This is a genomic window from Flavobacterium sp. GW823-FHT06G12 (assembly GCF_058794775.1).
The window spans coordinates 610,271-634,110 of record NZ_JBXAHE010000001.1 but is presented as its reverse complement, the minus strand read 5'-3'; the positions used below and the strand labels follow the sequence as shown (position 1 = coordinate 634,110).

At 33.2% G+C, this 23,840-nt stretch carries 25 protein-coding genes; 14 read left to right on the top strand and 11 right to left on the bottom strand.

What is annotated here, in order from left to right; all coding sequences use genetic code 11:
* The first annotated feature begins 28 nt into the window (after positions 1-28).
* The 4 genes from AC1Q5Z_RS02735 to AC1Q5Z_RS02720 all read left to right on the top strand — a co-directional run bounded on the left by AC1Q5Z_RS02735 (position 29) and on the right by AC1Q5Z_RS02720 (position 1,560).
* Complete coding sequence (locus AC1Q5Z_RS02735; RefSeq protein ID WP_343589161.1) at positions 29-331, top strand: hypothetical protein; 303 nt, start codon at positions 29-31, stop codon at positions 329-331.
* On the top strand, positions 328-729 hold the full coding sequence (locus AC1Q5Z_RS02730; protein WP_492443741.1) for a hypothetical protein: 402 nt from the start codon (positions 328-330) through the stop codon (positions 727-729). The genes AC1Q5Z_RS02735 and AC1Q5Z_RS02730 overlap by 4 nt, the downstream gene beginning before the upstream one ends.
* 110 nt (positions 730-839) lie before the next feature.
* Positions 840-1,049: a hypothetical protein gene (locus tag AC1Q5Z_RS02725; RefSeq protein ID WP_286967438.1), complete on the top strand. Its 210-nt coding sequence runs from the start codon at positions 840-842 to the stop codon at positions 1,047-1,049.
* A complete protein-coding gene (locus AC1Q5Z_RS02720) occupies positions 1,021-1,560 on the top strand; it encodes a hypothetical protein (RefSeq protein WP_492443739.1) in 540 nt (179 codons plus the stop codon). Before AC1Q5Z_RS02725 ends, AC1Q5Z_RS02720 begins: the two co-directional genes overlap by 29 nt.
* A gap of 100 nt (positions 1,561-1,660) precedes the next feature.
* On the opposite strand, the gene AC1Q5Z_RS02715 is transcribed toward AC1Q5Z_RS02720, so the two are convergent.
* The 4 genes from AC1Q5Z_RS02715 to AC1Q5Z_RS02700 form a co-directional block, all read right to left on the bottom strand.
* Positions 1,661-2,560, bottom strand: coding sequence for a LamG domain-containing protein (locus AC1Q5Z_RS02715; protein WP_492443737.1), 900 nt, complete (start codon positions 2,558-2,560; stop codon positions 1,661-1,663).
* A 467-nt stretch (positions 2,561-3,027) separates the two neighbouring features.
* On the bottom strand, positions 3,028-3,927 hold the full coding sequence (locus tag AC1Q5Z_RS02710; RefSeq protein ID WP_492443736.1) for a LamG-like jellyroll fold domain-containing protein: 900 nt from the start codon (positions 3,925-3,927) through the stop codon (positions 3,028-3,030).
* 335 nt (positions 3,928-4,262) lie between these two features.
* Positions 4,263-5,303: a cysteate synthase gene (gene capA, locus AC1Q5Z_RS02705; protein WP_343589174.1), complete on the bottom strand. Its 1,041-nt coding sequence runs from the start codon at positions 5,301-5,303 to the stop codon at positions 4,263-4,265.
* A 72-nt stretch (positions 5,304-5,375) separates the two neighbouring features.
* Positions 5,376-7,436: a S9 family peptidase gene (locus AC1Q5Z_RS02700; protein WP_492443733.1), complete on the bottom strand. Its 2,061-nt coding sequence runs from the start codon at positions 7,434-7,436 to the stop codon at positions 5,376-5,378.
* A gap of 144 nt (positions 7,437-7,580) precedes the next feature.
* Between AC1Q5Z_RS02700 and AC1Q5Z_RS02695 the strand changes: the two genes are divergently transcribed.
* Both AC1Q5Z_RS02695 and AC1Q5Z_RS02690 read left to right on the top strand, forming a co-directional pair.
* Complete coding sequence (locus AC1Q5Z_RS02695; RefSeq protein ID WP_286967448.1) at positions 7,581-7,901, top strand: YbaB/EbfC family nucleoid-associated protein; 321 nt, start codon at positions 7,581-7,583, stop codon at positions 7,899-7,901.
* 11 nt (positions 7,902-7,912) lie between these two features.
* Positions 7,913-8,875 (top strand): hypothetical protein, encoded by a 963-nt coding sequence (locus AC1Q5Z_RS02690; RefSeq protein ID WP_343589178.1) that lies wholly within the window; start codon positions 7,913-7,915, stop codon positions 8,873-8,875.
* A gap of 33 nt (positions 8,876-8,908) precedes the next feature.
* On the opposite strand, the gene AC1Q5Z_RS02685 is transcribed toward AC1Q5Z_RS02690, so the two are convergent.
* The gene (locus AC1Q5Z_RS02685; RefSeq protein ID WP_492443730.1) at positions 8,909-9,928 is read right to left on the bottom strand and encodes a threonine aldolase family protein; all 1,020 of its coding nucleotides are present in this window, start codon (positions 9,926-9,928) and stop codon (positions 8,909-8,911) included.
* 152 nt (positions 9,929-10,080) lie between these two features.
* Between AC1Q5Z_RS02685 and prfB the strand changes: the two genes are divergently transcribed.
* From prfB to hemN, 8 genes are all read left to right on the top strand, one after another.
* Positions 10,081-11,179 (top strand): peptide chain release factor 2 gene (gene prfB, locus AC1Q5Z_RS02680; protein WP_111424189.1). Its coding sequence is split into 2 segments (ribosomal slippage): positions 10,081-10,143 and positions 10,145-11,179, totalling 1,098 coding nucleotides; the frame shifts between segments, so codons are not numbered across the junction.
* Positions 11,180-11,271: 92 nt separating this feature from the next.
* On the top strand, positions 11,272-11,718 hold the full coding sequence (gene msrB, locus AC1Q5Z_RS02675; protein WP_492443728.1) for a peptide-methionine (R)-S-oxide reductase MsrB: 447 nt from the start codon (positions 11,272-11,274) through the stop codon (positions 11,716-11,718).
* Between the two features lie 331 nt (positions 11,719-12,049).
* On the top strand, positions 12,050-13,048 hold the full coding sequence (gene lpxD / locus AC1Q5Z_RS02670; protein ID WP_343589891.1) for a UDP-3-O-(3-hydroxymyristoyl)glucosamine N-acyltransferase: 999 nt from the start codon (positions 12,050-12,052) through the stop codon (positions 13,046-13,048).
* A gap of 158 nt (positions 13,049-13,206) precedes the next feature.
* Positions 13,207-14,835 carry an acyl-CoA carboxylase subunit beta gene (locus AC1Q5Z_RS02665; RefSeq protein WP_198857155.1) on the top strand — a complete coding sequence of 543 codons (1,629 nt, stop codon included), beginning with the start codon at positions 13,207-13,209 and terminating at the stop codon, positions 14,833-14,835.
* 122 nt (positions 14,836-14,957) lie between these two features.
* The gene (locus AC1Q5Z_RS02660; protein ID WP_198857154.1) at positions 14,958-15,380 is read left to right on the top strand and encodes a DoxX family protein; all 423 of its coding nucleotides are present in this window, start codon (positions 14,958-14,960) and stop codon (positions 15,378-15,380) included.
* Positions 15,381-15,476: 96 nt separating this feature from the next.
* Positions 15,477-15,824, top strand: a complete 348-nt coding sequence (locus AC1Q5Z_RS02655; protein WP_278022173.1) for a hypothetical protein — start codon at positions 15,477-15,479, stop codon at positions 15,822-15,824.
* Between the two features lie 108 nt (positions 15,825-15,932).
* Complete coding sequence (locus AC1Q5Z_RS02650; RefSeq protein WP_095930909.1) at positions 15,933-16,409, top strand: hypothetical protein; 477 nt, start codon at positions 15,933-15,935, stop codon at positions 16,407-16,409.
* A gap of 120 nt (positions 16,410-16,529) precedes the next feature.
* Positions 16,530-17,894, top strand: a complete 1,365-nt coding sequence (hemN, locus tag AC1Q5Z_RS02645) for an oxygen-independent coproporphyrinogen III oxidase (RefSeq protein ID WP_343589896.1) — start codon at positions 16,530-16,532, stop codon at positions 17,892-17,894.
* 21 nt (positions 17,895-17,915) lie between these two features.
* Here hemN and AC1Q5Z_RS02640 read toward each other — a convergent pair whose 3' ends face one another.
* The 6 genes from AC1Q5Z_RS02640 to ccoN are packed head-to-tail and all read right to left on the bottom strand — an operon-like array spanning position 17,916 to position 23,839.
* A complete protein-coding gene (locus tag AC1Q5Z_RS02640) occupies positions 17,916-18,617 on the bottom strand; it encodes a sulfite exporter TauE/SafE family protein (protein ID WP_198857150.1) in 702 nt (233 codons plus the stop codon).
* Between the two features lie 7 nt (positions 18,618-18,624).
* Positions 18,625-19,074 (bottom strand): FixH family protein, encoded by a 450-nt coding sequence (locus AC1Q5Z_RS02635; RefSeq protein WP_343589899.1) that lies wholly within the window; start codon positions 19,072-19,074, stop codon positions 18,625-18,627.
* Positions 19,075-19,086: 12 nt separating this feature from the next.
* Entirely contained in the window at positions 19,087-20,505 is a 1,419-nt protein-coding gene (gene ccoG, locus AC1Q5Z_RS02630; protein ID WP_343589901.1) for a cytochrome c oxidase accessory protein CcoG, read from the bottom strand.
* 10 nt (positions 20,506-20,515) lie between these two features.
* Positions 20,516-21,451 (bottom strand): cbb3-type cytochrome c oxidase N-terminal domain-containing protein, encoded by a 936-nt coding sequence (locus tag AC1Q5Z_RS02625; RefSeq protein ID WP_198857147.1) that lies wholly within the window; start codon positions 21,449-21,451, stop codon positions 20,516-20,518.
* Positions 21,452-21,453: 2 nt separating this feature from the next.
* Positions 21,454-21,648, bottom strand: coding sequence for a CcoQ/FixQ family Cbb3-type cytochrome c oxidase assembly chaperone (locus AC1Q5Z_RS02620; protein ID WP_111378528.1), 195 nt, complete (start codon positions 21,646-21,648; stop codon positions 21,454-21,456).
* A gap of 7 nt (positions 21,649-21,655) precedes the next feature.
* The gene (gene ccoN, locus AC1Q5Z_RS02615) at positions 21,656-23,839 is read right to left on the bottom strand and encodes a cytochrome-c oxidase, cbb3-type subunit I (protein ID WP_492443722.1); all 2,184 of its coding nucleotides are present in this window, start codon (positions 23,837-23,839) and stop codon (positions 21,656-21,658) included.
* Position 23,840: the final 1 nt, after the last annotated feature.

The following is a 23,840-nucleotide window of genomic DNA, read 5'->3' as shown; positions in this document are numbered from 1 at the left end:
ATTGTATCTTAACAAACACAGAATTATAATGGCACTAAATAATATTGAATTTGAACAATTTAAACAAACTCTGAAAAAAGCAAGTGAGGAGTTAGGAACAAAAGAAATAGTATATTTTTCTGAATGGGCTTATTTTCTTCCAAGTCATACGCTTAAAATGAACGAGGTATCTCTTCCTGAAAAATATGATATTCCAACTGCCTGGGACGGCTTTGGAATTGATGATCTTGATAAATTAGAAAAAATCGGATTTCTAGTAAAGACTTTTGAATGTGAAGAAGAGTCGTTTACATTCGAAAAAATTATAAAATACCTCATCATAGAACAATGAATTTTAAAGCCGAATTAGGAACCTTCAAATATCTATTTTTTGACGGTTTAAAATTGCATAAAGTCATCGATCAATATAATGACTGGTTTAGTTCTGATGATTATGCTATTTGGAGTAATTCGTATGTCGAATTAAATAATAAAAGAATTTATCTTATTCAGGAAAATGTGAAGGTATTATCTAGCTTAAGATTCTATACTAAGGAAGAGCTCGAATTATTATCTTCAAAATACAATTTTCAAATAAAAGAAAAAGATGGTGTTTATTATGCTTTTACAGAAACTCAAAATTTGAGGCAATTTGAAATTTCAGAAAACAATGATCTAATTGTTATTTACTGCACTCATGGAAGTTATGGCCCTGAAAGCATTTTTATTTATGGTGTTTACGAAAAATAGAAAACGTCTTATGCATTTTATTTGAACTCATTTTAAACTAAACTTAAATAGCTTAAAAAATCACATTTCGATTATATTTGCAATACCTCAAATTTAAATTAAAACTAAAAATGCAAACATCAAAAATTACCCGAATTGCTGTCGTAGCACTCGTTCTTTTGTTCTTAGTATTGAGTGTAATTAGCTGCAGTACGCATACACATACTCAAACTTATACACCTGCACCATCTGGCAAAAAAATACCACCAGGACAAGCCAAAAAAATGAATGGAGATAAAAGTGCCAAAGCTTATGCTCCAGGACAGCAGAAAAAGAGATAAAAACAGACCTTCTGAATTTCAGAAGGTTTTTTTATATGAAAATAATTTTAACTTAGCATTAATGAGAAAACTGTTAGCCTACATTACATTAGTCTTTGCTATTGGTGCATTAATTTCTGAATTAACACATAATTTCAGCGATCTCAAATTAATATATTACAATTTGGATCCAGCCAAATATTATGAAAAAGATAAATTATACATTTATAAGATAGAGAATAATAATTCTTCCAATTCTAGCGGATCTAATTCTTGGTATTATGGTGTTTTAGAAAAACAAAAAATAAATGAAAACATATACTATTCTACTTCTTATTTAATGGAAAATACCCTATTAGATAAAAAGGGGCAATATTTAAAAGTGTGGTATTGCAAAAATGCAAACAAAACTATATTACGAGATACAAATAAACTACAACCTACAATTTATGTTAATGGCATAATTATTTACATACTGATTTTACTTATAATTCCATGTATGATCTCTGTGCTAAAAAAAAGTAAACATTGATTTTTTTACTCTGCTTCTGTTTTTTCAATAGCGAAATTCTCAAAACGAAAATGAAGGTACTTCATTAACCATAACAAGGATATTTATGCAAACGTGATGATTATTTTTTAGAACCATTTGTAACTTTAATCAAATAGGTTCCTTCGGGTAAATCAGTGATATTTGAGCCGTTTGAATCCATTATTTTTCTTCCCTGAGAAAAAACTTCAATATTCTTCCCTCCTCCTCTAGTGTCTACAGATGAAACAGCAACAGGAGACGTAGTTTTTGCAGAAGCACTACCAGTCTTTTTTGCAGTATTTGAAACTGGCATTGTTTCGGTTACAGGAGCCGTCGCTGCAGAAGCTTTAGAACTATTATAGGCTTCCAAAACCTGTTCGTCTGTCATGGCTACACTATACAATCTTAAATCATCAATATCTGCATTAATGCTTGTTGAGGTATTTAATCTCCCAAGATTCAAAATATATCCTTTTGCCGAGCGTTGAATTCCGTCAACAGATTTTAATAGCTCACCGTTTCGGTAAATTTTCGAAACATTTCCATCATATGTAATACTATAAAAATACCAAGTTTCTTTTGCTAATGGCACCGAAACAACAACATTATTTGCATCTCCCCAACCAACTAGACTTACATCTGAATTACCAGAAACTACAGGTTGCTGTATTAACCCAAAATACTGTCCATTTGCTGCTGTGCCATACCCAAAAATATAATTAGGAATATTTACTGCATTAAATTTTACCCAAACCGACATTGTTTTTGGTTTATTATCCTGAGGAAGATCTCCTACTACTGTTTGATAAGCTTTATTTGTAAGTCGTAAAGCACTTTTAGGACTTCCCATTCTATCGTTTACAAAAAGCGGTGCTCCTAAGAATGAAATAGTATTATCGGTACTGTATAAATTTCCGTTGAAATTAAACTCTTGCACCGGATTTTGTGCATTCGCAGTTAAAAAATTTACAAACATTAAAGTGAGTAATATTTTTTTCATAGTCGTAGCTTTTATCAGAATAGTTTTTAAGGCAAATAATAAGTACTTGTAAAATCTAAATGTTTTGATTTCACTAGTTTGAAACTTTCGTTTATTATTTTTATAAATTTTGTTAAAACTATAATTAAAATTCAGCATATCCAAACAATTCCTACATACAAATATATAATTCTCACAAAAACACTTTTAAATTTCAAACAGGATATATTTTTAGAATATTTCATGTTTAAGCCAGTTCAAATTTTTCTGTAGATACCAAATAAGACTTGCCATTGGACTTTTTTATTGAACTGTCATTTGTTTAAAACTATGATAATAAGCCAAAGAAGGAGCTTCTAAAGATGAGTATGTTTTCCATTAAAAAAAGCCTTCTGAACACAGAAAGCCTTTCTTACTATTCCAAAAACCCAATTGCTTGCGCAATAAAAAACTAACTAACATTTAAAAATAAAGTAAAAAACTATTTATTATTTTGAAGTAATTTTTTTTGACGGAGTACTGGTAATTTTTAATAAATAAGTTCCTTCTGGAAGATCGCTAATATTAGCTGCATTACTTCCTGCAATTTTTTGTCCTTGCGAGTATACTTCAACTGTCTTGATTGCCCCATTAATATCGCTTGAAGTAATAATCGTTTCATTACCTGCTTTTGTTTTTACGGCAGTTTTTATCGTTTTAACTTCTGCAGGTTTTGCAACCAATAAATTAGTCGCTTTTTCATTCTCATACAATTCTTTTACTTGATCTGGAGATAATGCTACATCATAAATCTTTAAATCGTCTATATCTGCATTGATACCTATCATAGTATTAATTTCACCTAATCTGAAAATATTACCATTAGTAGATCTTGTCATGCCTTCTAGATACTTCAGTAATTTACCATCGCGATACATCTTAGAAGTAGCTCCTTCATAAGTAATAGTGTAATTGTACCAAGCGCTCTTTTCAAGTGGTGTAGATACTATAATATCATTGGAAGCTCCCCAAGCCGCCAAACTCAAATCAGAGTTAGAAGTTGTTGTACCTTGCTGCAATAAGCCACAATATTGCGCATTAAAAGCATTTCCGTAGCCCCAAATATAATTTGCGTTTGAAATATCATTGAATTTAACCCAAATACTAATTGTTCTAGCACTTTTTCCTTGAGGAAGATTATCAATTACAGCTTCCAAAGCTTTATTATTTAAACGCTGAGCTCCTTTTATTACTCCCGCTCTATCGGCTACAAAATTATCAGTTCCAATGAATGAAATCGTGTTTGCGGTATTGTTTAAAGTGCCATTAAAGTTAAATTCCTGAATCGGTGTTTGAGCATTTACATTCAAATAACTTACAAACAACATTGTTAGTAGTAATTTTTTCATAATAGTAGATTTTAGGGATTAAACAACTTATGTTATTTTAACACTTCAAAACTAGATGATTATGATTTCGATTGAAAAAATTTCCGACAACTGACCTAAATAGTCGTTAAAATAACGTTTTTTATACATTTTGAGAGCAAAAACATTATTTTAAATTCAAAAATTTAATTAAATTATTAAACAATACTCATACAAAACAACAATTTCTTACGTATAAATACGGTATATTCATCAAAATAATAAATTTTAACTTTTAGAAAGACATTCAAAAATTTCAATAAAAAAACTCCATTCGAAAATTACGAATGGAGTTTATATATTTTGAAAAGTACTTTTTACTTTACGAATTCAATTTTTTGTGCTTCTTCTTCATTAACACTATCAAAGAAACCTTGCTCGTTCATCCAGTCATCGCTGAATACTTTACTCATGTAACGAGAACCATGATCTGGGAAAATAGCAATAATATTACTGTCTTTAGTAAATTCTCCTTCTTCGGCATATTGCTTAATAGCTTGCATTACTGCTCCCGAAGTATAACCAACAAATAAACCTTCTTTTCTAGTAACTTCTCTTGCTGAGTGAGCACTTTCTTCGTCAGTTACTTTCATGAATTTATCAATAATATCAAAATCTGTCGCTGACGGAATCAAGTTTTTACCTAAACCTTCTATACGATAAGGGTAAATTTCTTTGCTATCGAATTCTTTTGTCTCGTGGTATTTTTTCAATACAGATCCAAAAGCATCAACTCCTAAGATTCTAATATTTGGATTTTTTTCTTTTAAGAATTTTGCAGTTCCTGAGATAGTTCCTCCTGTTCCGCTGCAAGCAACTAAGTGCGTAATTTGTCCTTTTGTTTGTTCCCAAATCTCTGGACCTGTAGTGTTGTAGTGAGCATCAATATTTAACTGGTTGAAATATTGATTAATGTAGACTGAGCCTTTTGTCTCTTCATGCAAACGTTTTGCTACATTATAATAAGATCTTTCATCATCTGCAGAAACGTGAGCCGGACACACATACACTTTGGCGCCTAAACTTCTCAACATGTCAATTTTATCTTTAGATGATTTTGAGCTCACAGCCAAAATACAATTGTAACCTTTAATAATGCTTACCATTGCTAAACTAAATCCTGTATTACCAGATGTTGTTTCGATAATGGTATCTCCCGGAGATAGAATTCCTTTTCTTTCGGCTTCTTCAATAATATATAGTGCTATTCTATCTTTTGAGGAATGACCTGGGTTGAAAGCTTCTACCTTTGCGTAGAAATTTCCTTCTAACTCTTCGGTAATTTTATTTAGCTTAATAAGAGGGGTGTTTCCTATTAATTCTAAAACATTATTATAAGCAGTTATTTCTTCTTTCATAAAAAAATAGTTAATCAAAGGTCTTTTTTAAATTAACCTTGATAGGTTGCAAATTTAACAAAAAATTTCTAATTAGCTTTTAATTTTTTCTAAATCTAATAAAAAACTAAATTCTTTTGCTAAGTCTTTTAAAGCTTCAAAACGTCCTGAAGCCCCGCCATGACCTGCATCCATGTTTGTATCTAAAAACAAAAGTTTATTATTTGTTTTTAAATCTCGCAATTTTGCTACCCATTTAGCTGGCTCCCAATATTGTACCTGCGAATCGTGCAGACCAGTAGATACATACATATTTGGATATTCCTGTGCTTTTACGTTATCATAAGGCGAATACGACAACATATAATCGTAATATTTTTTATTGTTTGGGTTCCCCCATTCGTCATACTCTCCAGTTGTAAGCGGAATGCTGTCATCCAACATCGTGGTAATTACGTCTACAAAAGGCACCTGAGCGATAACGCCATTATACAATTCAGGAGCTTCATTTACAATCACTCCCATTAAAAGTCCTCCAGCAGATCCTCCCTCTGCATAAAGATGCTCTGGAGAAGTATACTTTTGGTCAATTACAAATTTAGAGCAATCGATGAAATCTGTAAAGGTATTTTTCTTTTTTAACAGTTTTCCATCTTCATACCATTGTCTTCCTAGATCCTCTCCTCCTCTAATATGGGCGATTGCGTAAACAAATCCGCGATCTAAGAGCGATAATCTTGTCGAAGAAAAATAAGTGTCCATTGTAATTCCGTACGAACCATATGCGTATAATAACAAAGGATTTTTACCTTTTTTCTCTAATCCCTTTCTATAAACCATAGAAATAGGCACTTTTACGCCATCTCTTGCTGTTGCCCAAACTCGTTCTTCTACATAATTGTTTTTATCAAACTTTCCGCCCAAAACCTCTTGCTCTTTTAATATTTCTTTGGTTTTAGTCTTCATATTAAAATCAATTACAGAAGAAGGTGTTGCTAATGATTGGTAACTGTAACGTAAAATATCGGTATCAAAATCAACATTTGTTGTTGTGTACGCATTATACGTTTCACTGCCAAAAGGAAGATAATAATCTGGCTCATCATTCCAAGGCATAATTCTAATATGATTTAATCCGTTTGAGCGCTCTTCAATAACTAAATAGTTTTTAAAAATCTCAATATCTTCCAACAAAACATCTTCTCTGTGCGGAATAAGATCTACCCAGTTTTTCTTTCCTGTCTTGTCTTCTGGCGTTTTCATTAACTTAAAATTCGTCGCCTTGTCTTTATTGGTTAAAATATAAAATGAATCTTCATAATGAGAAATACTATATTCTAATCCGCGAACACGTGGCTGAAAAACAGCAAATTCTCCATCTGGATTATTAGAATTCAAAATTCTATATTCGGTAGTTAATGTACTTCCAGAACCAATAACAATATATTTTCTTGATTTTTCTTTACTGATCGATACATTAAAAGTGTCATCTGTTTCATCATAAACCAAAACATCATTTTCTGAACTGGTATTTAATTTATGTCTAAAAACTTTATCTGCTCTTAATGTCACTTCATCCTGTCTCACATAAAATACAGTATTATTATCGTTTGCCCAAACAGAAGCTCCCGTAACATTTTCTATTTTATCAGCCAAAATTTCTCCAGTTTCTAAGTTTTTAACCTGAATAGTGTAGATTCTTCTTCCTACAATATCTACTCCAAAGCTGGCAAATTTATTATCTGGACTAATGCTTAAACCTCCTAATTTAAAATAAGCATGTCCTTTTGCCATTTCATTACAGTTAAAAAGAATTTCTTCTTCGGCAGAAAGGCTTCCTTTTTTTCTTGCAAAAATTGGATAATCCTGACCTGTTTCAAAACGTGTAATATAAAAATAGCCATTGTAGAAATAAGGAACAGAAGAGTCATCTTCCTTAATTCTCCCTTTCATTTCTTCAAACAGACTATCTTTTAAATTTTGTGTGTGAGAAGTCATGCTTTCGTAATAAGCATTCTCCTTATTTAAGTAATCGATAACCTCAGAATCTTCTCTGTTGTTAAGCCAGAAATAGTTGTCAATTCTGGTTTCTTTATGTTTTTTTAATGTCTTTGGTATTATTTTAGCCTTTGGGGCCGATATATCATTTTGCATTTATTAAGCATTAATTTTTAAATATGAAGACGCAAAAATAGCACAAACCCAACAGAAGAGAATTAATTTTTTCTTAAATTATTCTATTGAATTAACACAGCAATATACTAATTTTGTCTGAAATAATTTAAAAAATCAACAAAAATGGATTTAATGGGAATGATGGGCAAACTTAAAGAAACCCAGCAAAAAATTGAAGATACAAAAAAGCGTTTAGATACTGTTTTAATTGACGAACAAAGCGCTGACGGATTATTAAAAATTACAATTACAGCGAGCAGAAAAATAAAATCAATTTCGATTGACGATTCTTTAATAGAAGATAAAGAACAATTAGAAGATTACTTAATTGTAACATTAAATAAAGCTATAGAAAAAGCAACGAGTGTAAACGAAAGAGAGTTAGATGCTGTAGCTAGAATGGATATGCCTTCTATTCCTGGAATGGATAATTTATTTAAATAATCTAGTAAAACATGAGCTTAACCTACAAAACTCTAGCTATTAGCTTTATTGGCTTGTTTCTATTTTCATGCTCCAATGATGCATCTACACCTCAAGAAAAAGACGACTTTAGTTATTTAGCGGTAACTTCTTCAGGAGAAATTAGCAAAATAGGAAACAATAGCGGAAAAATATCAGCTTACGCTCAATTTGGAGGTGTACAAACCACTACTATTAATCCTGGTACAACTGTATCAAATTCTGAAAAGATTTTTTTAATAGAACATTATACTCCAGAGGACAAGCTTTTTATTTTTGATAAAAATTCAAAAACTAGTACCTCAAAAAAATTAGTTTATCCAAAAGAAATCAAAGGGGATGAACCTACAATGAGCTCATTGACATGGGATGACAATCAAAAAATACTTTACGGAATAGTTATTGGCTTTCCATATCTTGGCACTTTTGCCAATAATTCATTTCTAGTAAAAATCGACCCTGCTACTTTTGAAGTTACTTATTTAGGCTTAAATTTTGACCAGACGGTATCGCTTTCAACTTTTATAAATAATACAAAATTGTACAGTTCTAGCCGCACAGAAACTTTTGAAATTGATTTAGAAAATTATTCTGCAAAGAAAATCTTGGTCAACAACGCTAATTTTACATTTTCACACGCTGCGGTTTATTCACCAAATACAGTATATTGCTTAAAAAACAAAGTCGGAGAAATTGGAGTTACGATCAGTAAAGTTAATTTAACAGATAATACTTCTGAAGACTTTTTAGCCAATGAATCATTAGGAATTATGCTTCAAAACGGAGCCGGATTTATTGACAAAACAACTAATGAGTATGTATGTTATATGTTAAAGAATGGTTATTTTGAACTTGTAAAGTTTAATATTTCAACCAAAACATATAAACACTTTGGACTCACTTCAGACAAATCCGTAAACAACAGTATATTTATTGTCGACAAAATAAATAACTAAAAAAAAGCAGGATTTTAAAATCCTGCTTTTTTTTTAAAACTTCGAAAGCGTTTCTAAAACATATGTATGCATCACTTCTTTATAATCTAGATGCGTTACAATTCTGAGTTTATTATGTCCTAAAGAGCTTATAAGTATATTTTTTTGTTTTAATTTCTCAATTAATAATTGATCGCTATAACCTTCTTCCAGCGAAAAAATTAAAATATTAGTTTCTACAGGTTCAATAGCCGCAATCCACGGTTTTGTGCTTAAAATCTTTGCAATTTCTTTTGCTCTGCGGTGATCCTCTGCCAATCTTTCGATATTATGAGCCAAAGCATACAATCCTGCAGCAGCCAAATAGCCAACTTGACGCATTCCTCCACCTAATATCTTCCTGATTCTCAACGCTCTGTGAATATCAGCTTTACTTCCAAGCAGTACAGAACCAATTGGTGCGCCTAATCCTTTAGATAAACAAACCGAAATAGTATCGAAAATAGCCCCAAATTCTCTGGGATTCTGTCTTTTAGCCACTAATGCATTCCAAATTCGAGCGCCATCTAAATGGAACTTTAAATTATGAGCATCGCAAACTTTTTTTATTTCTCTTAAATCGTCCAATTCATAACAGGCTCCGCCACCTTTATTGGTTGTATTTTCAACACAAACTAAACTCGTTAAGGGGCTATGATAAAACTCTGGATCATTTATTGCAGCTTTTACTTGCGCAGCAGTTATCATTCCGCGGTTTCCATCTACTAAACAGCAAGAAACGCCGCTATTAAAAGAAACTCCTCCTCCTTCATAATGATAAACGTGTGCATATTTGTCAGCAATTAACTGTTCTCCAGGTTGCGTGTGCAGTTTAATTGCAGTCTGATTTGCCATAGTTCCAGACGGAAAGAAAAGACCAGCTTCCATACCAAAAAACTCTGCTGTCCTGTTTTCCAATTCAATCACCGTTGGGTCCTGTTTGTATACATCATCGCCAACATGGGCGTTAAACATATACTGCAGCATTTCATAAGTAGGCTTTGTTATGGTATCGCTGATTAAATTTATTTCCATATTCTAAAAACTATATCTTATTTTTGTATGCAAAATTACGTATTACTTATAGTTATTCTCAGCAAGTTTTGGTAAAATTTAACTCGCTGGTTTCTCTAGACCAAATTAACGTAATAATTCTAAAAAACATATAAAAACCTATTAATTAATTTATGACAACAGCCGAACAAGTAAAAGGTATTGTGGAGCGCCTTGGTGCGTTGAGGAGGTATCTTTGACGTCGATGCTAAACTAATCGAGATTGCAAACGAAGAAGAAAAAACATTCGCTCCAGACTTTTGGAACAATCCAAAAGAAGCAGAAAACATTGTAAAAAATCTTCGAAACAAGAAAAAATGGATTGAAGATTATGATAAAGCAGTCTCTCTTACAGAAGAATTACAGCTTGCTTATGATTTTTACAAAGAAGGAGAACTTTCTGTAGATGAATTAGATGAACAATATGAAGCCGCACAAGCACATATCGAAAATATCGAATTCAAAAACATGCTTTCTGACGAAGGTGACAGTTTAAGTGCTGTGGTTCAGATTACAGCAGGTGCTGGAGGAACAGAAAGCTGTGACTGGGCAGGAATGTTAATGCGTATGTACATGATGTGGGGAGAAAGTTATGGTTACAAAATCAAAGAACTTAACTTTCAAGAAGGCGACGTTGCCGGAATTAAAACCGTAACTTTAGAATTCGAAGGAGATTATTCGTTCGGATATTTAAAAGGAGAAAACGGAGTTCACCGTTTGGTTCGTATTTCACCTTTCGACAGTAACGCTAAACGTCATACTTCTTTCGTATCAGTTTACGTTTATCCATTAGTTGATGATAGTATCGAAATCGACATTAATCCTGCCGATATCGAAATCACAACCTCTCGTTCTAGTGGGGCGGGTGGACAAAACGTAAATAAAGTGGAGACGAAAGTTCAGTTAGTTCACAAACCTACTGGCATTCAGATTCAATGTTCTGAAACTCGTTCTCAACAAGACAACAGACAGCGTGCCATGCAAATGCTTCGTTCTCAATTGTACGAAATCGAATTAAAGAAACAGCAAGCGCAGCGTGCTGATATTGAAGCTGGAAAAATGAAAATCGAATGGGGTTCGCAAATTCGTAATTACGTTATGCAACCTTATAAATTAGTAAAAGACGTTCGTACAGGTTACGAAACCAGCGATGTTGATGGCGTAATGAACGGAAATATCGATCCTTTCCTTAAAGCCTACCTAATGATGATGGGACAGAAAGAGGAAGAATAGTATCAAGTGTTCAGTTTTTTTAGTGTTCAGTTTTCTTTCTCAATCACAATAAACTTGAAACCTGAAACTTTAAACTTTAAAACAAAAAAGTTATGATAAAATGGGCAGATGTAATTCATTTTACAAATAAAGGAAATCCAACTCCAGATAAAAGAGTGGAAAAAACAGAGGAAGAATGGAAACAAATTCTAACTCCGGAAGAATTTCAGGTAACACGTTTAAAAGGAACTGAAAGGTCTTTTAGCTCAGAAATGTGCAGTTTATTTGAACCAGGAATTTACGAATGTAAATGTTGTGGCACTTTGTTGTTTGATGCCAGCGAAAAGTTCGAATCTGGAACAGGATGGCCGTCTTTTACACAACCTGTAAAAGAAAATGCAGTCGGATACCACGCGGATAGATCTCACGGAATGATCCGTGTTGAAGTAACCTGCAATGTCTGCGACGCACATTTAGGTCATATCTTTCCCGATGGTCCGCCTCCAAGCGGTCTACGATATTGCATTAATGCACTCTCTTTGAATAAAGTAAAAGAATAAATAATAAAGCGATTCCTATAAAAAATGGAGTCGCTTTTTTTTTGTTGAATATTTAACTAAAAAAATATCCAGGCTATTAATTATTAATATAACTGGACGTCTAAATTTTATTTTTACAGAAAGCAAAGCTGATACAGCCCTCTTGCGCAGGGTTTTTCTAATTCGGCCGCATTAACAAACAATCATTTTTTTAGCAGATAAAATGTTAATTTTGTAATATTAAGTTTGTTACTTTAATTTTTTCTCAATTTTAACCAAATAAAATATTAGGTAATCAAAATGTAATTTGCTTTATTTGGCAAAAATTAACCCAAATATCTTAGTATTATAAATGAGATCCTATTCAATTCAAGAGATTAATGAAGTTATCAATGGTGAAATTTACGGCACAACTTCACACAACATTACTGCAACAGAGCAACTGGAAAAAGCGACATCTTCAGAAATTTCGTTTATAGGAAACAAAAAATACGAAAAACATTGGTGCACATCAAATGCTTCAATTGCAATTGTCAACGAAGATATTTCTATCGAACCTGGTGAAAACCGTGCATTTATCAAAGTAAAAAATGCAGACTTAGCAATGTCTCAAATTTTAGCTCTTTTTGCCCTCCCTACTCCTGTTTTTCATACCAACATTCACAAAACCGCAACTGTTGATGAAACTGCAATTATCGGAGAAGGTGTCAAAATTGGAGCAGGATGCTATATTGGTCCAAAAGTTGAAATTGGATCAAATACAACACTTTACCCAAATGTGACTATTTTAGATGAATGCATTATTGGAGAAAATACTACTATCTGGTCTGGAACTGTAATTCGAGAGCGTTGTCATATTGGCCACGATTGTATTATTCATCCAAATGCTACAATTGGAGCAGATGGATTCGGGTTTCGTCCATGTGCTAAGAATGGTTTGGTAAAAATCCCTCAAATCGGTAATGTAGTAATTGGAAATAGAGTTGAAATTGGCGCAAATACTTGCGTAGATCGTGGTAAATTTAGTTCAACTATTATTGGAGACGGCTGTAAAATTGACAATTTAGTACAAATTGGACATAATAGTAAGTTGGGTAAATTTTGCATTATGGCTGGTAACAGTGGTCTAGCAGGTTCTGTAACCTTAGGAAACGGAGTTATAATTGGCGGAAGTGCATCTATAAAAGACCACACCTCTATTGGAGATGGTGCTGTAATTGGTGCTGGATCTGGTGTCACAGGAGATGTTCCTGCAGGAAAAACGATGCTGGGTTATCCTGCCGTTGAAGCTCGAGACGCGCTAAAACAATGGGCAATTTTAAAACGAATGGTTTGCAGTACTAAGAAATAGTTTAAACGAAATTATAAAAAAGCAGAAGTATAAACTTCTGCTTTTTTTATATAACTTAATTTTAAATTTGTAAACCTTCTACCGTGATTATATATTCTATTTATTTCAATTGATTTTGTAAATTAGCCAACACTATTTTATAAAATCAATACTATATCATGGATTTAAACTTCAATAAAAACGAAGATCACAATAAATTACTTCTTTCAGAACTAAAACAAAAATTTGCCAAAGTAAAATTAGGCGGAGGCGAAAAGAGAATCGAAAAACTGCATGCTGAAGGAAAAATGACAGCTCGCGAAAGAATTGCTTATTTATTGGATGAAAATTCAAAAAGTATTGAAATTGGAGGTTTTGCTGGCGAAGGAATGTATCCAGAACACGGCGGATGCCCTTCGGGAGGTGTTGTGGTAAAAATTGGTTACATCAAAGGAAAACAATGCATTGTTGTTGCTAATGATGCAACAGTAAAAGCTGGAGCATGGTTTCCTATAACAGGAAAGAAAAATCTTCGTGCGCAAGAAATTGCAATGGAAAACAGGCTTCCAATTATTTATCTTGTAGACAGCGCAGGAGTTTATCTGCCAATGCAAGATGAGATTTTTCCTGATAAAGAGCATTTCGGACGTATCTTTAGAAATAATGCTCAAATGAGCAGTATGGGAATTACTCAAATCGCGGCCGTTATGGGAAGCTGTGTTGCCGGCGGCGCTTATCTTCCCATTATGAGTGACGAAGCCTTAATCGTTGATAAAACAGGAAGTATTTTCCTTGCAGGAAGTTATCTTGTAAAGGCCGCAATTGGCGAAACTATAGACAATGAAACTTTAGGTGGCGCAACAACACATTGCGAAATTTCGGGCGTAACCGATTATAAAGCCAAAGATGACAAAGACGCTTTAGATAAAATAAAAAATATTGTAGATAAAATTGGTGATTTTGATAAAGCTGGTTACAGCCGAATCAAAGCAGAAAAACCAGCTTTAGAACCAAACGATATTTACGGAATCCTTCCAAAAGCGAGAAGCGAACAATACGATATGATGGAAATCATCAAACGTTTGGTTGATAATTCAGAATTTGAAGCTTATAAAGAAGGTTACGGACAATCTCTAATTACAGGTTATGCCAGAATTGATGGTTGGGCTGTTGGAATTATTGCCAACCAAAGGAAAGTTGTTAAAACCAAAAAGGGTGAAATGCAGTTTGGCGGTGTTATTTATTCTGATAGTGCAGATAAGGCAACTCGTTTTATTGCCAATTGCAATCAGAAAAAAATTCCGTTGGTGTTTTTACAAGATGTTACTGGTTTCATGGTAGGTTCAAAATCTGAACATGGCGGAATTATTAAAGACGGAGCTAAAATGGTAAATGCGGTAAGTAACTCGGTGGTTCCTAAATTTACTGTTATTGTCGGAAATTCATACGGAGCAGGAAATTATGCCATGTGTGGAAAAGCTTATGATCCTCGATTAATATTTGCTTGGCCAAGTGCAGAACTCGCTGTAATGGGCGGAACTCAAGCCGCAAAAGTCTTAGCTCAAATTGAAGCTTCTTCGCTTAAAGCGAAAGGAGAAAAAGTTGATGAAGCAAAAGAAACAGAATTATTCAATAAAATAAAAGCACGTTATGATGAGCAGACTTCTCCTTATTATGCTGCTTCAAGATTATGGACAGATGCAATCATTGATCCATTAGAAACTCGTAATTGGATTTCGATGGGAATCGAAGCTGCAAACCACGCTCCTATTCAAAAACCATTTAATCTAGGAGTCATTCAGGTCTAACGATTTAAGAATTCTCAACAATACGTTAAATAAAAAGCAAAAAACTTATTTTCAAGGAGTTAAAAATAAATATCTGATTAAAAATTAGTAACTTAGTATATAATTTTTAATCACACAACATCATGGAAAATGTAAAAAGTTTGAATAAATGGGCAAATTCGCACACTTATTTACCAGTTGATTTAGTACGTATTGTTTTGGGTGGATTCTTATTTATGAAAGGTGTCTCTTTCGTCACCAATATTCAATACCTGCATGATTTGATTTCCCCTATTGATAAGTATGGCGGAGGTATGTTTATGCTACATTACATTGCTCCAGCCCATATGATTGGTGGTATAATGATTATTTTTGGACTTTTAACCAGATGGGCTATTGCAGCACAATTACCAATCTTATTTGGTGCAGTTCTCATTAACTTTATGGGAAAAATGCACTCTGAAAGTTTAGTTTTAGCATTAATCGTTTTATTTGTCTGCATCTTTTTCCTATTCTACGGAAGCGGTAAACACTCGGCAGATTACTATTTTAAAATGCAACAATAACACCTTAAGTCCTCATTTTATTGAGGACTTTTTTTTGAGTGTTAATTAATTCTATAAAATTTCTTTAATTGCGTTTTATGACTTAAATTCGCCGACATGAATTGGATTCGTAAAACCATTGTTTTAATTACGCTTTTGTTAGCAGGATTGTTTGCCTATCAAGCAGACCAAGCCTCTACGCGTATAATTGAGACAGAAAAATCGGATACCAACTTCTGTAAAGACATTCCCGATTCGTCAGCATTTATTCAGCCTCAGGGAAGTTACCAGTTTGCGGCAAATATCAAAACAAATCCTACCGGAATAATTAAATGTTTTGATACGCTTTTACCGCTAATACCACAACATCAAACCGTTACTTATACTACAGCATACACTAAACTCTTTACTACTCAATGTAAAAAGGTTTCAGTCATACTCTATGCTTTCCATTTTTTCTGGTAAATAAATATTTGATTTTCCCTTAGAGAATTTATTCTTCAAGCACTTACGTAGCTGTTTTCAAACCGAAAACTGCTTTGAATATCATTTATTTACTTCATTAAAAACATTATGGAAACTACTACCACAATAATGGGTATTGTGATTTTAATTATTGTTGCAATCCCTGTATATTTTTCTGCACGTTCATCTGCAGCAAGTAAATCAAGAATTTTAAATATCAAGAAAAGATTCAACCCAAATCATCCAGAAGATTTTGATTTGACAGAATCAATCAATAATAAGACTTTGACAATTGATCAAAAAAACAATAAGTTCATTTTAATGAATTTCAATCCAAATCAGCAAGAATCAACATATGTCGACTTAAATACAATTGCATCAAGCAAATTAATTCCGACAACAGACGCTGGTTCAGATACAATTATCAAAATTGATTTTGAATTTCAAGAAAAAGAAACATCTAAAAAAATATTAATTCCATTCTATGATTTTGATGATGACCGCATCAAACAAATTAGTGTCTATCAAGATCATCAGTTTGCGAAAAAATGGCTTAAAATCATCCAAGATTCTATATCACGTTAATTATTTAATTCAATAAAGAGGCTCAATTTTGAGTCTCTTTTTTTTTACAGTTTTTATGATATTTGTCATTTTATGTCTTCGCCTTAAGCTTTAATTTTGATATAAACTAAATCCGTTATTATGAAAATTTCTTTGACTCAAAAGTACAACGTCCCAGGTCCAAGATATACTAGTTATCCAACGGTTCCATATTGGAATGAATCTGATTTTACTTCAGAAAAATGGATTACTACTTTACAAAAATCATTCATAGAAAGCAATTCAAAGAACGGAATCAGTTTATATATTCACCTGCCATTTTGCGAAAGCATGTGCACTTTCTGCGGATGCAACAAACGTATTACCAAAAATCATTCAGTAGAAGAAAAATACATTCAGGCAGTTCTTAAAGAATGGAAAATGTATTGTGATTTACTTCCTGAAAAACCTGTAATTAAAGAAATACATTTAGGCGGAGGAACGCCAACATTTTTCTCAAAAGAAAACCTGGAGAGCCTTATAAATGGGATTTTTAAGAATGCTGTAAAAGCAGCAAATCATGAATTTAGTTTTGAGGGGCATCCAAATAACACAACATACGAACAGCTTAAAAAATTATATGATTTAGGCTTCCGTCGAGTAAGTTTTGGAGTTCAAGATTACTCTGCCACTGTTCAAAAAGCCATAAATAGAATTCAGCCATTTCACAATGTTGCTAAAGTGACTTTTTGGGCAAAAGAAATTGGTTATACTTCAATAGGACATGATATTATCTTTGGACTTCCATTTCAAACCATCGAAGATGTAATTGATACCGTAGAAAAAACAAATTCATTAAAACCTGATAGACTAGCATTTTATAGCTATGCACATGTGCCTTGGATAAAAGGAAACGGACAACGTGGTTTTAATGATGAAAATCTTCCAAAAGATTCTGAAAAGAGAAAATTATATGAAATAGGAAAAAAACTTCTAATTCAAAATGGTTATCATGAAATTGGCATGGATCATTTTGCATTAGAAGACGATAGTTTGTACAAAGCTGCTCATAACAGAAAACTTCATCGAAACTTTATGGGTTATAGCGCTTCTAAAACACAAGTTATGATTGGGCTTGGCGTATCTTCTATAAGCGATAGCTGGTATAGTTTTACACAAAATACTAAAAGCCTTGAAGAATATTATGAAATTATAGAATCTGATAGGCTTGCTGTTGTAAAAGGTCATATTTTGAACGATGAAGACCTTATCATTAGAAAACATATTCTAAACTTAACCTGCGAATTGGAAACATCCTGGACTGCAGAATCTCTAAACTTTGCTGAACTTCCTGAGGTTTTAATTGCTTTGAAAGAAATCGAAAATGATAATTTAATTGTTATTGAAAACAACAAAATCAAAATTACAGAAGAAGGAAGACCTTTTGTACGTAATATTTGTATGGCTTTCGATTTGCATCTAAAAAGAAAGTCACCGGAAACAAATCTGTTTTCGATGACTGTATAAAATCTTTTAAATATATTTTTCTTAGTGGCAGTTTGGAGTCTGCTGTACAAATAAACTCATGTTTGAAGGAGAAATATACGGAATTCCTAATCCCAATCCTCTAAGGATAAATAAAACTCCAATGATAACTGCAACATAAGGAATTGCCTTTTGAATTTTATTTCGAAATGGCAATTTCAATAATGTATTGACATAAACCACAATAGTCATTAACGGAATTGTTCCTATTCCAAACAAAAGCATGTAAAGAACGCCATAAGTGGCACTTTGCATAGCAATTGCCCCAAATAAAGCAACATAAACCATTCCGCATGGTAAAAATCCATTTAGAAGACCAATTGTAAAAAGAGATTTGTAGCTCTTATTTTTAAACTGACTTCCAAGATTGGCTTTAACTTTTGATATGATTTTATAAACTGGTTTAGAAAAGTTGTATTGAGCAAATTTTTTCTCAGGAATACAAACTACAATAATCATTATTACACCAATAATAATTGACATTTTCTGTTGTAATCCCGCCAGGAAAAAACCTCTTCCGAGTAATCCAAAAATCAGTCCGATTGTGGCGTAAGCTGTTAATCGACCAAAATGATAGGTCATAATCTGCGTTACCTTTTTGGCTTCATTTTGCCTATCTACAGGAAGCATCATGGCAATTGGCCCACACATTCCAACACAATGCAGGCTACTGATCAAACCTAAAAAGAAAGCTGAGAATAACATTTTTGATTTAGTTTACGTAAATAACTTCTTTAGTGAGATATTTTTTGCCTTCATACTGCCATTCCATATTCACATCCCATCGTCCTTTTATTAATTTTTTCTGCGGAATAATGATTTCTGAATTAGTTAAGGCAATTTGAGTATTAAAGTCGAATTTTTTGTTTGAAGGTCTATATAATTGAATATTTCCTTTCACTTTACTGCTTTCAAATCCTACCGGAAAAACAACAGCGACACCTTCTCCAGTATATTTTATTGATGGCTTATGCTGCAAATCATGCGCATTTTGAATTCTCGCCATTTCTTCCTGAAAGTGTGTATCATGTTTGTAATATTCTTCGACAACCAAATCATTATCGTATTTAGAATTTGACTGCACTTCAAACACAAAATATAAAATAAAGGTCATAAACAATGCGAATGCAATGACGATTCCAGTTCCCCAATTCAATTTCATAATAGTATATTTTTAATTAAAACTTCGTGGTCCTAAGAAATTTGTAGTTGTTGTTTCTAGGAGTTCAGAACCATTGTAAACCCCTATTTTTACTTTTGTTTTATCACTTTCCAATAAAACCTCATCAATTTCAATAAACAATGTTCCTTGAGAAATTCCTTCTTTTGCAACTTTAAAATGTCTTTTTCCAACATTCTTAATTTCTCCTTTCTGATCGATTAATTCGAAATGAATATCATTGTAATCTTTCATTGTTTTGTTTACAATTTTATACGTGTAAACATTACTGATTTTTTCTCCATTATGCTGGAATAACTGACCTGGTAAACGTAAAACTACCGCTTGCACATCTGTTCTTAAAAATAGCATTCCAACAAAAATACTCAATAAAATAAAGAGGACAGCTGTGTATCCTTTCATTCTTGAAGTAAATTTAAAAGGTTCTTTTTTGGCAATTTCATCTTCAGAAGCATAACGAATAAGACCTTTTGGCAATCCTACAGATTCCATAATGTGGTCACATTCATCAATACAAGCTGTACAGTTGGTACATTCTAACTGTGTACCGTTTCGGATGTCAATTCCCATAGGGCAAACGTGAACACATTGAAGACAATCTATACAATCTCCTTTTCCCGTTAATGCTCTATCTTCATTTTTTTTGAATTTTGCGCGTCCTTCTTCTTTTTCACCTCTAACAAAATCGTAGGCAACATTAATAGATTTATTGTCTAAAAGTACACCTTGCAATCTTCCATAAGGGCAAGCAATGATACAAACCTGTTCACGAAACCATACAAAAACGAAATAGAAAATACCCGTAAATATAAGCAGCGCGATAAAATTGCTAGCTTGTACAACTGGTCCTTGCTCAATCATTAAGAATAAAGTATCACTACCTACTAGATAAGCCAAGAATATATTTGCTATAAGGAAAGAGATTAAAAAGAAAATAGTCCATTTGATTAGTCTTTTTCTAATTTTCTCACCATTCCATTCTTGCTTTGCTAAACGAGATTGTGCACCACGATCTCCATCAATCCAATATTCAATTCGACGGAAAACCATTTCAAGGAAAATAGTTTGTGGGCAAATCCAGCCGCAAAATATTCTTCCGAAAACAACGGTAAATAAAATTATAAATACAACGCCGACAAGCATTGAGATTACGAAGAGATAAAAATCCTGTGGCCAAAAAGGAAATCCAAAAATATTAAAACGACGTTCCAAGATATTGAACATCATAAACTGGTTTCCATTTATTTTGATAAACGGATTTATGAATAAAATTGCCAATAAAACGTAGCTGACAATTTTTCTATAATCATAAAATTTACCAGACGGTTTTTTAGGAAATATAAATTTTCGTTTGCCACCTTCATCTATTGTTCCAATGGTATCTCTAAAAGCTTCGTCTGGTAAATTTGACATGATATTCTAATTATTTTTTAACTTCTGTGGTATCTTTTGTAGTTGCAGCTGCATCGGTTTTAGGAGCGCTATCGTCTACCCAAACTTCTCCTTCTGGTTCTTTTGGATCTTTAGGATTGCTTCCTTGCAAAGACAAGATATAACTTGCAACTTTTTGTATTTCTTTTGGTTTAAGGGTTCCTTTCCAGGCAATCATCCCTTTACCATCTCTACCTCCATTTGTAATGGTATGGAATAAGTTTTTAATTCCTCCTCCTAAAATCCATTTATCATCTGTAAGGTTTGGTCCAATCTGACCTCCTGCATCGGCACGGTGACAAGCTGCACAGTTTGTTGTAAAGATTTCTTTTCCTGCTGCTAAACTTGGTTCGTCAGTTAATAAAACAACCGTTTTTTCGTCCATCAAATCTGGAGCAGTTTTCATATATTCTTCAACGTCAATTTTTGCCTGCGCCATTTCTTTCTTCAATTCCATTTCCTGATCATCCGCTCCTAAAACATCGTAACGAACTACATAAATAACTCCGAAAATGATACAGATGTAGAATAAATACACCCACCATGGTGGCAAATTATTATCCAACTCTTTGATTCCGTCATAATCATGATCCATCAATAAGTCGGCTTCTTTTTCAATTGGTTCTGTTTTAGTCAATTTGTGCATTAGGTTTTTAAACCAAGTGCTTTCTTTGAAACTTAAACTTTCTTCAAGTTCTTTTTGCGCTTTTTCTTCTGGCGATAGCAATTGATACATCACTCTATTTACAGCACTAAGTGTAATTTCGATGGCAATCAGAATAAACAAAAAGACAAATAAAAAGAGCGAAACCATAGGGAATTTTACAAAAGCTGGCTTATCGCCTGAGTCTATAAAATATTCCATCAAAGCAAATACGATGAAGAAAATCAACGGTACTCTAACATATACTGGGAAAAACTTTTTCATTTTTATCTATCTTTTGTGATTACACTAAGTCCTTCATCTAAAGGTATATTACTCATTTCTTGAATTTTTTCTTTTCTATAAGAGAATACCCAAATACCTAATCCTACAAAAAAGAAGAAGAAAATTAAGAGGGAAATAATCGGGTATAATTCTACACCCGATATTGTTTCCATATTGTGTTTTATTTGTTCAAACATAATGCTGTTATTTAGTTTCTTTTACTTTAATATCAGTACCAAGTCTTTGAATATAAGCAATCAAAGCAACGATTTCTCTTTCATTCATCGGAATGAATTTCTCACCTTTTGCAGCAGCTTTTTTGCGGCTGTCTTCATAACTCTTAACAAAATCAGGATCGCTTTCTAAGCTTTTTTCTATCTTAACTGCCTGCTCTCTTAAAGTTTTTTGTGCGTTAGCAACTTCTTCTGGAGAATATGGCACACCTAATGAAATCATTGCCTGCATTTTCTTTTGTGTCAATGAAATGTCCATTGGTTTATTATCAAATAACCACTTGTATCCTGGCATAATTGATCCTGCAGATGTACTTTGCGGGTTCCACATGTGGTTAAAGTGCCAATTGTCATTATACTTACCGCCTACTCTTAATAAATCTGGACCTGTACGTTTTGATCCCCATAAGAATGGATGATCATAAACAAACTCTCCAGCTTTTGATTGAACTCCGTAACGTTCAACCTCACTTCTAAATGGACGAACTGACTGTGAATGACATCCAACACAACCTTCTCTGATATATAAATCACGTCCTTCAAGCTCTAAAGGTGTATATGGCTTCACACTTGAAATAGTTGGTATATTTGATTTTACCATAATTGTTGGCACAATTTGAATAATACCTCCAATTAAAATTGCAATAGTTGCTAAAATGGTTAACTGAATTGGTTTTCTTTCTAACCATGAGTGGAATTTCTCTCCACTTAATCTACTGCTTTTTATTGTTTGTAAAGCCGGAGCCTGAGCCAATTCATCTTCAATTGTATTACCCACTTTTACTGTCATGATAATGTTGTAAACTAATGTCAACATACCTATTAAGTAAAGAGACCCTCCGATAGCTCTCATCCAATACATTGGCATAATCGCCGTAACTGTTTCTAAGAAGTTACCATAAGTTAAAGTTCCGTCTGGGTTAAATTGTTTCCACATAGACGCTTGTTGGAAACCAGCCACATATAATGGAATTGTATAAACGATAATACCTAAAGTTCCAATCCAGAAATGGAAGTTTGCCAATTTCTTAGAGAATAATTCTGATTTTGTCATTCTTGGAATTAACCAATAAATAATACCAAATGACATAAAACCATTCCAAGCTAAAGCTCCTACGTGCACGTGTGCTACGATCCAGTCGGTATAGTGCGCAATAGCGTTTACATTTTTTAAAGATAACATCGGACCTTCAAAAGTCGCCATACCGTAACCTGTAATCGCTACAACAAAGAATTTTAAAACTGGTTCTTCACGAACTTTATCCCAAGCTCCTCTCAATGTTAAAAGACCATTGATCATACCTCCCCAAGATGGAGCAATTAACATTACTGAGAATGCAACTCCTAAATTCTGAGCCCAGTTTGGCAATGCAGAATATAATAAGTGGTGTGGTCCTGCCCAGATATAGATAAAGATTAAAGACCAAAAGTGAATAATAGATAATCTATATGAGTAAACAGGTCTGTTTGCAATTTTTGGAACGAAATAGTACATTAATCCCAAGAATGGAGTTGTAAGGAAGAATGCCACCGCATTGTGTCCGTACCACCATTGCACTAGGGCATCCTGAACACCTGCATACACAGAATAGCTTTTTAAAGCAGAAACCGGAATTTCGATGTTGTTAAAGATATGCAGTACCGCTACCGTTACAAATGTTGCTAAGTAAAACCAGATTGCAACATATAAATGACGTTCTCTACGACGCAGCATTGTACCAATCATATTGATACCCATTACAACCCAAATTAAAGCAATTGCAATATCGATTGGCCACTCTAGCTCTGCATATTCTTTAGAAGAAGTATAACCTAACGGAAGTGTAATTGCGGCGGCTACAATAATTAACTGCCATCCCCAGAAATGAAGGTTACTTAAAAAATCACTAAACATCCTGGCTTTTAGCAATCTTTGCAGCGAGTAGTACATACCGGCAAAGAAGGCATTACCCACAAAGGCAAAAATAACTGCATTAGTGTGCAATGGTCTTAATCGGCCGTAACTCAGCCACGAAATCCCATCTGTCATGTTGGGAAAAAGGTACATTACCGCTAAGGTAAGTCCCACTAACATACCCACAACTCCAAAAAGTATTGTGGCGTAAATGAATTTTTTTACAATTTTGTTGTCGTAATAAAACTGTTCCATTTCCATA

Coding starts and splice junctions, on each gene's coding strand:
- msrB (WP_492443728.1), top strand. CDS start 11,272: ATGATAAAATGGGCAGATGTAATTCATTTTACAAATAAAGGAAATCCA.
- lpxD (WP_343589891.1), top strand. CDS start 12,050: ATGAGATCCTATTCAATTCAAGAGATTAATGAAGTTATCAATGGTGAA.
- AC1Q5Z_RS02635 (WP_343589899.1), bottom strand. CDS start 19,074: ATGAAATTGAATTGGGGAACTGGAATCGTCATTGCATTCGCATTGTTT.
- AC1Q5Z_RS02665 (WP_198857155.1), top strand. CDS start 13,207: ATGGATTTAAACTTCAATAAAAACGAAGATCACAATAAATTACTTCTT.
- capA (WP_343589174.1), bottom strand. CDS start 5,303: ATGAAAGAAGAAATAACTGCTTATAATAATGTTTTAGAATTAATAGGA.
- AC1Q5Z_RS02640 (WP_198857150.1), bottom strand. CDS start 18,617: ATGTTATTCTCAGCTTTCTTTTTAGGTTTGATCAGTAGCCTGCATTGT.
- AC1Q5Z_RS02730 (WP_492443741.1), top strand. CDS start 328: ATGAATTTTAAAGCCGAATTAGGAACCTTCAAATATCTATTTTTTGAC.
- AC1Q5Z_RS02735 (WP_343589161.1), top strand. CDS start 29: ATGGCACTAAATAATATTGAATTTGAACAATTTAAACAAACTCTGAAA.
- AC1Q5Z_RS02655 (WP_278022173.1), top strand. CDS start 15,477: ATGAATTGGATTCGTAAAACCATTGTTTTAATTACGCTTTTGTTAGCA.
- AC1Q5Z_RS02700 (WP_492443733.1), bottom strand. CDS start 7,436: ATGCAAAATGATATATCGGCCCCAAAGGCTAAAATAATACCAAAGACA.
- AC1Q5Z_RS02720 (WP_492443739.1), top strand. CDS start 1,021: ATGCTCCAGGACAGCAGAAAAAGAGATAAAAACAGACCTTCTGAATTT.
- AC1Q5Z_RS02660 (WP_198857154.1), top strand. CDS start 14,958: ATGGAAAATGTAAAAAGTTTGAATAAATGGGCAAATTCGCACACTTAT.
- AC1Q5Z_RS02715 (WP_492443737.1), bottom strand. CDS start 2,560: ATGAAAAAAATATTACTCACTTTAATGTTTGTAAATTTTTTAACTGCG.
- ccoN (WP_492443722.1), bottom strand. CDS start 23,839: ATGGAAATGGAACAGTTTTATTACGACAACAAAATTGTAAAAAAATTC.
- AC1Q5Z_RS02725 (WP_286967438.1), top strand. CDS start 840: ATGCAAACATCAAAAATTACCCGAATTGCTGTCGTAGCACTCGTTCTT.
- ccoG (WP_343589901.1), bottom strand. CDS start 20,505: ATGTCAAATTTACCAGACGAAGCTTTTAGAGATACCATTGGAACAATA.
- AC1Q5Z_RS02650 (WP_095930909.1), top strand. CDS start 15,933: ATGGAAACTACTACCACAATAATGGGTATTGTGATTTTAATTATTGTT.
- hemN (WP_343589896.1), top strand. CDS start 16,530: ATGAAAATTTCTTTGACTCAAAAGTACAACGTCCCAGGTCCAAGATAT.
- AC1Q5Z_RS02690 (WP_343589178.1), top strand. CDS start 7,913: ATGAGCTTAACCTACAAAACTCTAGCTATTAGCTTTATTGGCTTGTTT.
- AC1Q5Z_RS02695 (WP_286967448.1), top strand. CDS start 7,581: ATGGATTTAATGGGAATGATGGGCAAACTTAAAGAAACCCAGCAAAAA.
- AC1Q5Z_RS02710 (WP_492443736.1), bottom strand. CDS start 3,927: ATGAAAAAATTACTACTAACAATGTTGTTTGTAAGTTATTTGAATGTA.
- AC1Q5Z_RS02620 (WP_111378528.1), bottom strand. CDS start 21,648: ATGTTTGAACAAATAAAACACAATATGGAAACAATATCGGGTGTAGAA.
- AC1Q5Z_RS02685 (WP_492443730.1), bottom strand. CDS start 9,928: ATGGAAATAAATTTAATCAGCGATACCATAACAAAGCCTACTTATGAA.
- AC1Q5Z_RS02625 (WP_198857147.1), bottom strand. CDS start 21,451: ATGAAAAAGTTTTTCCCAGTATATGTTAGAGTACCGTTGATTTTCTTC.